Here is an 11,932-nt window from a genome sequence, read left to right on the forward strand (position 1 = left end):
CGTCCGAGTCTCGGAGTCCCTCAACTATGGCTATATTCTATCCCCCATCATCTGAAGCTCGCTTTCATGCGCTGCGGTTATTACCCGGTCAGGAAGTCTTTTCAGCGCTACACGCTTTTGTACAACAACATCAGCTACAGGCTGGTTGGATAGCGGGTTGCACCGGCAGCCTGAGCAACATAGCCCTGCGCTTCGCTGGACGCGAAGAAACCACGTTACTCACCGATTCGTGGGAAATTATCTCTCTGAACGGCACGCTGGAACTTACCGGTGAGCATCTCCATCTGGCGGTTGCCGACCCGCGCGGCGCGACGCTGGGCGGCCACATGATGCCGGGCTGTACCGTGCGCACCACGCTGGAACTGGTGATTGGCGAGCTGACGTCTCTGGCATTCAGCCGTCAGCCATGCGCCGTTTCCGGTTATGACGAACTGGTTATTTCATCCCGCTAACGTTTTACTTGAAAGAGGTTTTCTATGGCGCGTCGCCAATTTTCCAGCCAGTCTCTGGTACTGATTGTCATTGCTATCGCCATCAATATGGTCGGTGGGCAGCTTATCAGCATGCTGAAACTACCTATTTTTCTCGACTCGATTGGTACCTTGATTAGCGCAGTGCTGCTAGGTCCAGTGGTGGGGATGCTCACCGGATTACTCACTAACCTGTTATGGGGGTTACTGACCGATCCGATCGCCGCCGCCTTTGCGCCCGTCGCCATGGTGATTGGACTGGTCGCCGGTTGGCTGGCGCGGGCGGGATGGTTTCGCACCTTACCCAAAGTCGTTGTCAGCGGTGTGATTATTACGCTTGCTGTTACCCTCGTTGCCGTGCCTATTCGCACGACCCTGTTTGGCGGCGTTACCGGCAGCGGTGCCGATCTTTTTGTCGCGTGGATGCACTCGGTCGGTCAGAACCTGGTGGAGTCCGTCGCCATCACCGTCATCGGTGCGAATCTGGTCGATAAAATCCTCACGGCAATCATCGTCTGGGTACTACTCCGCCAGCTCCCGCTGCGCACAACGCGCCATTTCCCTACGATGTCTGCCGTGCGCTAAATGCACCCGTTTACGTCCTTAACTCTGTGGGCACTCGCCGCCTGCTCCACGCTCCTGCTGCCAACCGGAGCGCCGCTTAGTCTGTACAGCGCCGCGACGTTCGCCAGTTTGTTGTGTATGAAGGCTACGCGGTCGCGGGCGAAATACGTACTCTGGCTGATGATCCCCTTAGGACTGGGGCTATGGCTGGTGCACGGCGGATGGCTTACCGAATGGATCAGCGGACAACCACGCACGCCAGAACGTTGGGCCGATGCCATTACGCTCTGGCTGCGGATCCTGGCTATTGTGTCAACATCGCAGATATGGATGCAGTACGTACCGGTTTCGCGTTTTATACGCGCCCTGTTTGCTTCTCGGCTGCCGCCAGGTGTGGCCTACCTGTTTGCCGGGCCGTTGCTGGTCGTTGAACAGTTCAAACGCCAGTTGGCGATTATTCATGAGGCCCAGCGCGCACGCGGCGTACCGCTGGATGAGTCCTGGTACCAACGTTTACGCGCCATGCCAGCATTGATTGTTCCGCTTACCCATAACGCGCTCAATGATTTAGCCGTCCGCGGCGCGGCGCTCGATATGCGAGGATTTCGCCTGCATCGCTCACGCACCACGCTGTGGGCGCCGCCAGACAGCCTCCTGCAGCGTCTGGCTCGCTACGCCATGATAGTTCTGATGATGGTTGAGACAGGAGTCTGGATTTGGTTACGTTAGAACAGTTTCGCTATCTTCCGACGCATGCCGCGCGGCCCCCCGCTTGCTACAATTTCCACTATGCCGAGCCCGGAATTGTAGCTATTTTTGGCGATAACGGCAGTGGGAAAAGTACGCTGGCACAGCTGATGGCAGGCTGGTACCCCGATTTCCTGCCCGGAGAAATTGAGGGCACAGGAACGCTGCTGGGTACCCCCATCGGGAAACTGTCACTGGTCGAGCAGTCGAGTACTGTCCAGCTTGTACAGCAGTCACCTTACCTGCAGCTTTCAGGTTGTACATTCAGCGTAGAGGAAGAAGTGGCGTTTGGTCCGGAAAATCTCTGCCTTACCGAGGCCGAAATTATGAAGCGCATTGATGAAGCCCTGACGCTGACGGAATGTCAGCCTCTGCGCCGTCGTCATCCTGGCACGCTTTCCGGCGGAGAAACCCAGCGGGTGGTGATTGCCAGCGCGCTCGCCATGCAGCCGAAAATATTGATTCTGGACGAAGCATTCAGCCGCCTGACAGCGCAGGCGACTGTGATGCTACTCAAGCGACTGCAACAATGGGCGCAGGAACAGCATGCTTTGGTGGTGCTTTTCGAACGCAATCATTCCCCTTTTCTCAGCCATTGCCAGCAGGCGTGGCAACTGCGCGATGGAGCATTGTCACCGCTATGCTAACGTTAAACCAGGTCAGCTATCGCTGGCCGAACGCCGCCGATGACTGCCTGTGCAATATTTCACTTGAACTCCATGAAGGGGAATGGCTGGCGCTTACAGGCGATAATGGCGCCGGTAAATCTACGCTGCTGCGTATTATGGCCGGGCTGCTATTTCCGTCTTCTGGCTCAGTGACGGTACAAAACCGTGCGATTGCGCAACTGAAAAACCGGGAGCGCGCCAGGGCGATCGGCGTGCTGTTTCAGGAGGCGGAAAATCAAATCTTTCACAGCAAGGTAGCAGAGGAAGTGGCTTTCGGATTACGGCTACAGAAGCTCCCGGTAGCTGAGATTGCGCAACGCACGTCGGCAGCACTGCAGTTATGTCAGCTAGAGGACGTTGCCGACGCACACCCACTGGATCTGCATACTGCTCAACGACGAATGGTTGCCGTCGCCAGTCTGGAAGCACTCGCGCCCGCGATTCTACTGCTGGATGAACCCAGCCGGGATTTTGATGCGCACTGGCTTGGCGTCTTCGAAAACTGGCTGGCGGTATGTCGTACGCGTGGTACAAGCGTTGTAGCGATCAGTCATGACGCGGCGTTTACGCAGCGTCATTTCTCGCGCGTGGTACGTCTACACAATAAAAATATCACACAGCCCGATATGCACCATCGACCGTCATCTCCAGCATAAAGTCTGCTGACCGACTACCATCCAGTACCCGACGAACATTCGGTCCGTCGGTACGCTCATAAAACGCCTCAGCGTCAGCTTGTGAGAGTCCACCAGCCAGTTTACGACCTACCAGTCGCATGCGCAGCGCATTGGCGGGGGCGCGAATAAACAACGAGCAATCACAAAACTCAGCTAACGCTCGCCACCTTTCGTCATCGCGCAATAACCAGTTTCCTTCCACAATCACGATCGGTGCCGTCACGGTGATGGCCGCTTCTACCGGATCGTGCTTTTGCCGATCATATTGCGGCCAGGATCCTTCCCCTTCCTTTATCTGGCGTAGATTCTGCGCAAGCTTATCCACATCAAAGGTTTCCGGCGCACCTTTGTATGCCCGCAGGTTATGGGCATCCAGCCAGGTATTATAGTGATGGAAGCCATCCATCGGCAGCGTCTGGATCTCCGGCAGGTCAGGATCCTGATGGGAGAGATATTCCCAGAAGGTGGTCAGCGTCGATTTCCCCGTACCCGGCGGCGCGCTAAGAAAAACAATCGTTCGTCGCTGCGGGTTAGTGGCGTGTATTTTTGCCAACTGATGCAATAACGGTTTATGAACGTTCTCTATCTCATCATCATGGTAATGCGCTTCAACTTGTAGCCCATTCACCGTTAGTTCGATTTTCACGGCGTTAATTCCTTTAAAATCGCCGTTACTGCCAGCGTCATTGCCGTCTTGACCATGGCGCTAAAGCGCACTTCAGACCACGCAGCAAAGTCGGCAAATTTCATCGACTCCAGCGCACCATAAAGGGTCGCATTGCGGGTGATACTGTTCACGTTGCTGACAAAATCCCAGGTAATATCATCGGCAAAACCGGGGATATTATCCTGCTCCTTCAGGTACTGATAAAACTGAGAGAAATGGGTGATGTCGGCATAAAGCCATTTATCCATTTTTCCCAGCGCATAAATCAGTCGTAACGCAACGTCGATATCGTCAAGCGGTCCACTCTGGGCGAGTAACGGCTTCACTGCATATTCCACGATTTCTTCATCGTTATTAACGAACAGCGACGGTAAAAAACGCTTAATGCCCTGGAGCAAAATGTTATGTGCCGTCGTCATAAACGAGAGTAAATTATTTTGAGCATCCAGTTGCTCAAGCACATCGTCTTCTGTCAGCGTCGTCATTAGTTATCCGATAAATCACCATGAATGCAGAGAGTCTATTATATTACACGTTCGATCCGCGCCACCGATCAGTAAAGTTTGTGTGCGCACACCATTTGCAACCTGTTGGATCCCTTTAACAAGATCGCCGCCTGTTACCCCCGTCGCGCTGAAAAGGATCTTATTTCCCCCTACCAGTTCGTCAAGCGCATAGATACGGTTGATTTCAACGCCCATCTCCGCGCAGCGCTGACGTTCCTGTGCTGCAATCAGGCGATGATCTGCGCTATCTCCTTTCGCTTCGCAAAAATCAATCAGCTCAGCCTGCATATCTCCCCCCAGCGCTTTAACCGCACAGGCCGAAATAACCCCTTCAGGCGCCCCGCCAATGGTATACATCAGATCATAAGGATTCTCCTGCATACAGGCCAATACGCTGGCGGCCACATCGCCATCGGGCAGAGCAAAGACTTTGACGCCAAGCCGCGTCGCCTCGGCAATCGCTGATTGAAGACGCGGTTTATCCAGCGTCACCATCCGCAGTCGATCCAGCGGTTTGCCCAACGCCTCAGCCACATTACGCAGATTGTCTGCCAACGGCAGCGCCAGATTAATCGCCCCTTTTGCAAACCGATTAACAACCAGTTTTTTCATGTACATATCAGGAGCGTGTAACAGTGAACCTCGAGGTGCAAACGCCATGACGGCCAGCGCATTGCTTTGACCCATCGCCACCATTCGGGTTCCTTCAATAGGATCGACGGCGATATCTACCTCAGGTCCGGTATCGGTTCCCACTTCCTCGCCAATCCACAGCATCGGGGCTTGATCAATCTCCCCTTCGCCAATGACGATTCGTCCACGGATGGCAATACTGTTCAATGCTTCACGCATTGCCGTCACCGCCAGACCATCAATCTTGTTTTTATCGCCGCACCCGGTTTGCGGCCAGGCTGCCAGCGCAGCCTGTTCCGTGATACGAAATAGCGGCCATGCCAGCGACATCATATCGCCGCCTCCCCGATATCAACGCCAAAGTGTGCTAAAAGGTATTTTTCTGCCTTTTCATTCCAGATACCGTGCGTCTCCTCCACCAGCAGCGCCAGTTCTTTGAATAATGGGTCCGTTTTCCCTTTCTCCGCAAAATCAGCAATGGCGGTCAGTGGCATGGTAACGCCGTTGTATATCAGCTTTTTACCGCCGGGGATCGCAGGTAAGTTCAATACGGTGTGCGGAACCGCATCAAGGCCGCCAATGTGCGTCACCATAAACGACGGTTGCAGTTGGCCAGTTGCACTGAGCGCAATAGCCTCTTTCATATCATCCGTGGAACCGCCGGACGTTCCGACAACGTGAGTACTGTTGTAGTGCACGTTATAAAAGTTAAACGGCACTTTGAAGTTACTGTCCGTAGGGCCGGCAAAGAAATTCAGGCAGCCATCTTCCGCAAGTAAATCATCAGCCATTTCAATGACGGCTGGCACTGCCGCATACACAAAGACATCATCAAAACCTGCGTCATTGGTAAGAGCACGCAGCATCGCGGTCGGAGAATCCATGCCTGTAGTATTCACATAGATAAGCTCAATCCCCTTTTCTGCCGCTAACTCAACCGGCAACAGTTTTTTAGCCTGCGCCAGCCGCGCTTCGTCAATGTCGACCACCACCACACGTGACGGCTGAATGTTGCCGTTAATGGCATAATCTATAGCGCCAATCCCCATCGGCCCGGCGCAGGCCAGAAGCGCAATGCTTCCCCCCGGCTTAATCCCCATACGGTGCTCATAAACGTAAGGCGTGGTGTGAAAATTCGCGTTATAAGCGCCAATAATGCAGCACATCGGCTCCGCCAGGGATGCTGCGGCAAAATAAGAACCGTGGTACGGTAAAACACAACCCAGATTAATCGCCACCTCCGGGATAATCATATATGTCGCATTACCGCCAAAATATTCGTAGCTGTATCCCGCTGAATAACCGCTTGGCAATCCCATCGCGGGTTGCAAAACAAAACGCTGGCCTTTCTTATATTTATCCGTCAGGTTTTTTCCAACCTCAACGATGATACCTGCACATTCATGCCCGGTAATAACCGGATGGTTTTCCAGGTCATCTGGTACGCGTTTATGATCGCTCCCTAATGCCGCCGCTTTCCAGGTAGATAAACAAACGCTATCGGATATTACGCTTACTAACAATTCATTATCTGTAATTGCAGGCAGCTCAAACTCGCGGATACGAATATCCTGCTTGCCATAAATGGCAGCAACTTTCGTTTTCATATTCACTCCATAAAATAGAATAAGGCTAGTTCGCCGTAATGCGTTTAAATAAATCGTCTAACAGTGGGTCACCAATATAGTTTTTAATCAGCACTAATGGCTTTTCGCTTACACGTTTAACACGACCTTCAAGACTGGCATGGGTGACAATAATATCGGCATCTTGTGGAACATTTTCGATGGCATAATGTGTCACGTTAATATTCAATCCCGCTTTCTCCAGACGTTTACGAAACGTGGTTGCCCCCATCGCGCTGGAACCCATTCCCGCATCACAGACAAAAGCAACGCGTTTAATATTTTTATAAGAGAATTTACCTTCCTGCTTCATCGCCTTGACGGCTCTGGCTGACTCAGCAAAGTCATCCTCACTTTCCGTTTCGACACTCTTTTCCATTTTCAGGATTACAGAGGTAATAACAAAAGTCACTATTGTACCCGCAGTGACTCCTGCTATGGTCGCGAGGAAAGAACCTTTGGGCGTTAATGCCAGATAGGCGAATATTGATCCAGGGCTCGGACCCGCAACTAACCCACCGTCCAGCAGGTGGAATACCCACGTCCCGGTCATTCCCCCGGCAATCATCGCAATCAGGGTCAGAGGCTTCATCAGCACATACGGGAAATACAGTTCATGAATACCGCCGAGAAAGTGGATAATCATGGCGCCTGGCGCAGACTTTTTACTCATCCCTTTGCCAAAGATTGCAAAGCCAAGTAACAGACCTAACCCTGGACCTGGGTTAGATGCCACCATGAAGAAAATCGATTTTCCCGTTTCTGAAGCTTGTTGCATTCCCAGCGGATAATATACGCCCTGATCGATAGCATTATTCAGAAAGAGGATTTTCGCCGGTTCATTGATTACGGATAGCAACGGCAGATAACCCGCATGAACCAACGCTTCAATACATTCCTTCACAAAATTATTGGCAATGAGAACCGCCGGGCCAATGACTTCGAACCCCAGCAGGCATAACAGCATTCCCGCAATACCAAGAGAGAAGTTATTGATAACCATCTCGAAACCTGCAGGAATGCGTTTTTCCAGCAGACGATCGATATGCTTAATCACCCAGCCACCAAGCGGTCCCATCACCATCGCACCAAGGAACATCGGGATATCCGCGCCGACGATAACGCCAATAGAACCAATGCCCCCCATTACTGCGCCACGTTTCCCGCCTACCAGATGTCCCCCTGTGGAGCCAATCATGACGGGCAGTAAATAGGTAATCATCGGACCGACAATTTTGGCGAAATGCTCGTTCGGCATCCAACCGGTAGGAATAAACAATGCGGTTATAAAACCCCAGGCAATAAACGCGCCGATGTTGGGAATGACCATGGCAGTCAAAAACCCACCAAAAGCCTGGACTTTGGCACGAGCAGACTTGTTTTCCATAATAATGTCCTGAAAGGAAACTGTGAATTATGCGTGGGCGATAATATCCGCCAGTTGTTTTTCTGATTTAGCTGATAACAAAGCGGTTAGCGCTTCCTCTTCACATAACAATTCACTCAAAGCCTGAATAGCACCAATATGTGAATCAGCATTTGCCGCCGATAATCCGATTAATAATCTGATACCTTCATCATCTTCGGCAAATTTTACTTCCTGTTTGAGAAGCGTTAATGACATTCCGGTCTTTAATGCACCACACTCTGGGCGAGCGTGTGGCATGGCAACGCCAGGGGCTAAAATATAATAAGGTCCATTGTTAACCGTTGAATCTTTAATGGCCTGAATATAATCTGAATTGACATAATGATTGGCGAGTAAGGATGACATAGAAAAGTCAATTGCCTCCTGCCAGTTCTTTGCTGAATTTTTTATTGAGATAGATGATTCTGGAAAGTAATCAATCAGCCGCATACATTTTCCTTATTTTATTTTTAGGGTACGAGTTAGCGTTAAAAATAAAATACGCGCACGGCAAAATGAAATCAATTGAGGAGAAAAATACAGTCAGCGCAGAATGTTTTTTGATGAGGCCTTTAAAAACAGATGGTTAAGGAGTTAAAAATAAAAATCAATACTAATTATGTGACATCGCCTGCAAATACCAAACAAGGATAAATATCATATTTGTGACTCATATCTACAATGAAAGGTTGCACAGGGATAAATAAACATCCTCTGATTAAAAAACGGGTCGCCTGAGCGACCCGTTTTTACCTGTAATCGAAATTACAGCAGTTCTTTTGCTTTTGCGACAACGTTGTCGACGGTGAAGCCAAACTCTTCGAACAGTAGCTCTGCCGGAGCAGACTCACCAAAGGTGGTCATACCGACGATAGCGCCGTTCAGGCCCACATATTTGAACCAGTAGTCAGCGATACCAGCTTCCACTGCAACGCGAGCGGAAACCGCTTTCGGCAGTACGGACTCGCGGTAAGCGGCATCCTGCTTGTCGAACGCGTCGGTAGACGGCATGGAAACCACGCGCGCTTTAACGCCTTCAGCCGTCAGTTTGTCCCATGCAGCCACAGCCAGCTCAACTTCAGAACCGGTAGCAATGAAGATCAGTTCCGGCTGACCGGCGCAATCTTTCAGCACGTAACCACCGCGAGCGATGTTCGCCAGCTGCTCTTCGGTACGTTCCTGCTGTGCCAGGTTCTGACGGGAGAGGATCAGCGCGGTCGGGCCGTCCTGACGCTCTACGCCGTATTTCCATGCCACGGCAGATTCAACCTGGTCACACGGACGCCATGTGCTCATGTTCGGCGTCACGCGCAGAGAAGCAACCTGCTCTACCGGCTGGTGAGTCGGGCCATCTTCGCCCAGACCGATTGAGTCGTGGGTATAGACCATCACCTGACGCTGTTTCATCAGCGCAGCCATACGCACCGCGTTACGGGCATATTCTACGAACATCAGGAAGGTAGAGGTGTATGGCAGGAAACCACCGTGCAGCGCGATACCGTTAGCGATAGCGGTCATACCGAATTCACGCACACCGTAATGGATGTAGTTACCAGCGGTATCTTCGTTGATCGCTTTAGAACCCGACCACAGAGTCAGGTTAGAAGGTGCCAGGTCAGCAGAGCCGCCAAGGAATTCCGGCAGCAGAGGACCGAACGCTTCAATCGCGTTCTGAGACGCTTTACGACTGGCGATCTTGGATGGGTTAGCCTGCAGCTTAGCGATGAACTCGTTCGCTTTGGCGTCGAAATCAGCCGGCATTTCACCTTTCATACGGCGGGTGAATTCAGCCGCTTCCTGCGGGAAGGCTTTCGCATAAGCAGCGAACTTCTCGTTCCATGCCGCTTCTTTTGCCTGACCTGCTTCTTTCGCATCCCACTGCGCGTAGATTTCAGACGGGATTTCGAACGGCGCGTATTTCCAGCCCAGCTGTTCACGGGTCAGTGCGATTTCTGCATCGCCCAGCGGCGCACCGTGAGAGTCATGGGTACCGGCTTTGTTCGGGGAACCGAAACCGATGATGGTTTTGCACATCAGCAGGGACGGTTTGTCGGTCACAGCGCGTGCTTCTTCAACTGCGCGTTTAATCGCGTCAGCATCGTGGCCATCAACGCCGCGAACCACGTGCCAGCCGTAAGCTTCAAAACGCTTAGCAGTGTCATCAGTGAACCAGCCTTCAACGTGGCCATCGATAGAGATGCCGTTGTCATCGTAGAACGCAACCAGTTTGCCCAGCTTCAGCGTACCGGCCAGGGAACATACCTCGTGAGAGATACCTTCCATCATGCAGCCGTCGCCCATGAAAGCGTAGGTGAAGTGGTCAACGATGTCGTGACCTGGACGGTTAAACTGCGCCGCCAGCGTTTTTTCAGCGATAGCCATACCCACTGCATTCGCAATGCCCTGACCCAGAGGACCGGTAGTGGTTTCAACACCCGCGGTGTAACCCACTTCCGGGTGACCCGGAGTTTTGGAGTGCAGCTGACGGAAGTTCTGCAGCTCGGACATCGGCAGATCGTAGCCGGTGAGGTGCAGCAGGCTGTAAATCAGCATGGAGCCGTGACCGTTAGACAGCACGAAGCGGTCACGGTCAGCCCAGGACGGGTTAGTCGGGTTGTGGTTCAGGAAATCACGCCACAGGACTTCGGCAATGTCAGCCATACCCATCGGGGCACCCGGGTGACCGGATTTGGCTTTCTGTACTGCGTCCATGCTCAGCGCACGAATAGCATTGGCAAGCTCTTTACGTGAGGACATTTTGACTCCAGATCGGATAATGAAGGCCACGCCCTAAACGACTTGACGACAGCGCGTTTTGGGCTACGCCGGAAAAAAGTGCCAACAATGTAACCCAAGCCGCGTGTCATGTACATGGAGCATCCTTTTACCGCTTCAGAAATCTCTGGATCGTGCGCGCAAGTTGCGCAATCTTCTCGCCCGCTTATTGTTCTTTTCTTTATACTTAGGCCGGGCGTCGGTTCACCTGCAAACGACGCATTTTTTAGAATAATCCTGACTTTGTGCGGAAGAGAAAAAATGAAAATTCGCGCTTTACTGCTTGCTACGAGCATGGCGGCGGCATTGACCGGCTGCCAGAACATGGACTCTAACGGACTGCTTTCTTCTGGCGCAGAGGCTTTTCAGGCCTACAGCCTGAGCGATGCGCAGGTAAAAGCGCTGAGCGATCAGGCCTGTAAGGATATGGACAGCAAAGCTACCATCGCCCCGGCTGGAAGCGAGTACGCAACGCGATTGGGTAAAATCGCCGCCGCGCTTGGCGATAACATTAACGGCCAGCCGGTGAACTACAAAGTCTATATGGCGAAAGATGTGAATGCTTTTGCCATGGCGAACGGCTGTATCCGCGTGTACAGCGGCTTGATGGATATGATGACCGACAACGAAGTTGAAGCGGTGATCGGCCATGAAATGGGCCACGTTGCGCTGGGCCACGTGAAAAAAGGCATGCAGGTTGCGCTGGGTACAAACGCCGTACGTGCAGCGGCGGCGTCAGCTGGCGGCATTGTCGGCAGCCTGTCACAGTCGCAATTGGGCGATCTTGGCGAGAAACTGGTGAACTCGCAGTTCTCCCAGCGTCAGGAATCCGAGGCGGATGATTACTCGTATGATTTGTTGCGCAAACGAGGGATCAGTCCGGCAGGCTTAGCCACCAGCTTTGAGAAACTGGCAAAACTGGAAGCGGGACGTCAAAGCTCAATGTTTGACGATCACCCGGCTTCCGCAGAACGTGCGCAACATATTCGCGATCGCATGAGCGCAGACGGAATTAAGTAATCTTCAAACAGTGCCGGATGGCGGCGTGAATGCCTTATCCGGCCTACAGATTTCATCCCATTATCGGACGTAATTGGCGAAGTCAGTTTGGGCCCGGCCAGCGCACAGCCACCGGAGCGTACACGTAGTACGTGAGGGTGGCGAGCACTGCCCGGACCCAAAATGACGAGTA

At 52.4% G+C, this 11,932-nt stretch carries 13 protein-coding genes; 6 read left to right on the forward strand and 7 right to left on the reverse strand.

Annotated features, from left to right (window positions below; genetic code table 11):
- Positions 1-26 precede the first annotated feature (26 nt).
- The 5 genes from OGV94_RS04245 to OGV94_RS04265 are packed head-to-tail and all read left to right on the forward strand — an operon-like array spanning position 27 to position 3,105.
- The gene (locus OGV94_RS04245) at positions 27-452 is read left to right on the forward strand and encodes a PPC domain-containing DNA-binding protein (protein WP_286522680.1); all 426 of its coding nucleotides are present in this window, start codon (positions 27-29) and stop codon (positions 450-452) included.
- Between the two features lie 24 nt (positions 453-476).
- Positions 477-1,055: an ECF transporter S component gene (locus tag OGV94_RS04250; RefSeq protein ID WP_003027040.1), complete on the forward strand. Its 579-nt coding sequence runs from the start codon at positions 477-479 to the stop codon at positions 1,053-1,055.
- Positions 1,056-1,763: an energy-coupling factor transporter transmembrane component T gene (locus OGV94_RS04255; protein WP_181231092.1), complete on the forward strand. Its 708-nt coding sequence runs from the start codon at positions 1,056-1,058 to the stop codon at positions 1,761-1,763. It abuts the gene before it with no gap.
- The gene (locus tag OGV94_RS04260; RefSeq protein WP_286522683.1) at positions 1,751-2,428 is read left to right on the forward strand and encodes an ABC transporter ATP-binding protein; all 678 of its coding nucleotides are present in this window, start codon (positions 1,751-1,753) and stop codon (positions 2,426-2,428) included. The genes OGV94_RS04255 and OGV94_RS04260 overlap by 13 nt, the downstream gene beginning before the upstream one ends.
- On the forward strand, positions 2,422-3,105 hold the full coding sequence (locus OGV94_RS04265) for an ABC transporter ATP-binding protein (protein ID WP_221922871.1): 684 nt from the start codon (positions 2,422-2,424) through the stop codon (positions 3,103-3,105). The genes OGV94_RS04260 and OGV94_RS04265 overlap by 7 nt, the downstream gene beginning before the upstream one ends.
- Here the strand turns inward: OGV94_RS04265 and OGV94_RS04270 are convergent.
- The 7 genes from OGV94_RS04270 to tkt all read right to left on the reverse strand — a co-directional run bounded on the left by OGV94_RS04270 (position 3,062) and on the right by tkt (position 10,722).
- Entirely contained in the window at positions 3,062-3,772 is a 711-nt protein-coding gene (locus tag OGV94_RS04270) for a nucleoside/nucleotide kinase family protein (protein WP_043017532.1), read from the reverse strand. The two genes, OGV94_RS04265 and OGV94_RS04270, sit on opposite strands and share 44 nt — an antisense overlap.
- Entirely contained in the window at positions 3,769-4,278 is a 510-nt protein-coding gene (locus OGV94_RS04275; protein ID WP_047408872.1) for an MltR family transcriptional regulator, read from the reverse strand. Before OGV94_RS04275 ends, OGV94_RS04270 begins: the two co-directional genes overlap by 4 nt.
- 15 nt (positions 4,279-4,293) lie before the next feature.
- Positions 4,294-5,265 (reverse strand): class II fructose-bisphosphatase, encoded by a 972-nt coding sequence (glpX, locus tag OGV94_RS04280; protein WP_087052025.1) that lies wholly within the window; start codon positions 5,263-5,265, stop codon positions 4,294-4,296.
- The gene (locus OGV94_RS04285; protein ID WP_075145650.1) at positions 5,262-6,539 is read right to left on the reverse strand and encodes a zinc-binding dehydrogenase; all 1,278 of its coding nucleotides are present in this window, start codon (positions 6,537-6,539) and stop codon (positions 5,262-5,264) included. Before OGV94_RS04285 ends, glpX begins: the two co-directional genes overlap by 4 nt.
- Before the next feature lie 25 nt (positions 6,540-6,564).
- Positions 6,565-7,944 carry a PTS mannitol transporter subunit IIBC gene (locus OGV94_RS04290; protein ID WP_047408864.1) on the reverse strand — a complete coding sequence of 460 codons (1,380 nt, stop codon included), beginning with the start codon at positions 7,942-7,944 and terminating at the stop codon, positions 6,565-6,567.
- 27 nt (positions 7,945-7,971) lie between these two features.
- Entirely contained in the window at positions 7,972-8,415 is a 444-nt protein-coding gene (gene cmtB / locus OGV94_RS04295) for a PTS mannitol transporter subunit IIA (protein WP_043017536.1), read from the reverse strand.
- A gap of 315 nt (positions 8,416-8,730) precedes the next feature.
- Complete coding sequence (gene tkt, locus OGV94_RS04300; protein ID WP_043017537.1) at positions 8,731-10,722, reverse strand: transketolase; 1,992 nt, start codon at positions 10,720-10,722, stop codon at positions 8,731-8,733.
- Positions 10,723-11,001: 279 nt separating this feature from the next.
- On the opposite strand from tkt, the gene loiP reads away from it, so the two are divergent.
- Entirely contained in the window at positions 11,002-11,760 is a 759-nt protein-coding gene (gene loiP / locus OGV94_RS04305) for a metalloprotease LoiP (RefSeq protein ID WP_043017538.1), read from the forward strand.
- Positions 11,761-11,932 lie beyond the last annotated feature (172 nt).

It is taken from the genome of Citrobacter sp. Ce006 (assembly GCF_030336535.1).
GTDB lineage: Bacteria > Pseudomonadota > Gammaproteobacteria > Enterobacterales > Enterobacteriaceae > Citrobacter > Citrobacter europaeus.

Bases quoted from the DNA above. Each gene is read 5' to 3' on its own strand.
- OGV94_RS04245 (WP_286522680.1), top strand. From the start codon at position 27: ATGGCTATATTCTATCCCCCATCATCTGAAGCTCGCTTTCATGCGCTG.
- OGV94_RS04250 (WP_003027040.1), top strand. From the start codon at position 477: ATGGCGCGTCGCCAATTTTCCAGCCAGTCTCTGGTACTGATTGTCATT.
- OGV94_RS04255 (WP_181231092.1), top strand. From the start codon at position 1,056: ATGCACCCGTTTACGTCCTTAACTCTGTGGGCACTCGCCGCCTGCTCC.
- OGV94_RS04265 (WP_221922871.1), top strand. From the start codon at position 2,422: ATGCTAACGTTAAACCAGGTCAGCTATCGCTGGCCGAACGCCGCCGAT.
- OGV94_RS04275 (WP_047408872.1), bottom strand. From the start codon at position 4,278: ATGACGACGCTGACAGAAGACGATGTGCTTGAGCAACTGGATGCTCAA.
- glpX (WP_087052025.1), bottom strand. From the start codon at position 5,265: ATGATGTCGCTGGCATGGCCGCTATTTCGTATCACGGAACAGGCTGCG.
- OGV94_RS04285 (WP_075145650.1), bottom strand. From the start codon at position 6,539: ATGAAAACGAAAGTTGCTGCCATTTATGGCAAGCAGGATATTCGTATC.
- OGV94_RS04290 (WP_047408864.1), bottom strand. From the start codon at position 7,944: ATGGAAAACAAGTCTGCTCGTGCCAAAGTCCAGGCTTTTGGTGGGTTT.
- cmtB (WP_043017536.1), bottom strand. From the start codon at position 8,415: ATGCGGCTGATTGATTACTTTCCAGAATCATCTATCTCAATAAAAAAT.
- tkt (WP_043017537.1), bottom strand. From the start codon at position 10,722: ATGTCCTCACGTAAAGAGCTTGCCAATGCTATTCGTGCGCTGAGCATG.
- loiP (WP_043017538.1), top strand. From the start codon at position 11,002: ATGAAAATTCGCGCTTTACTGCTTGCTACGAGCATGGCGGCGGCATTG.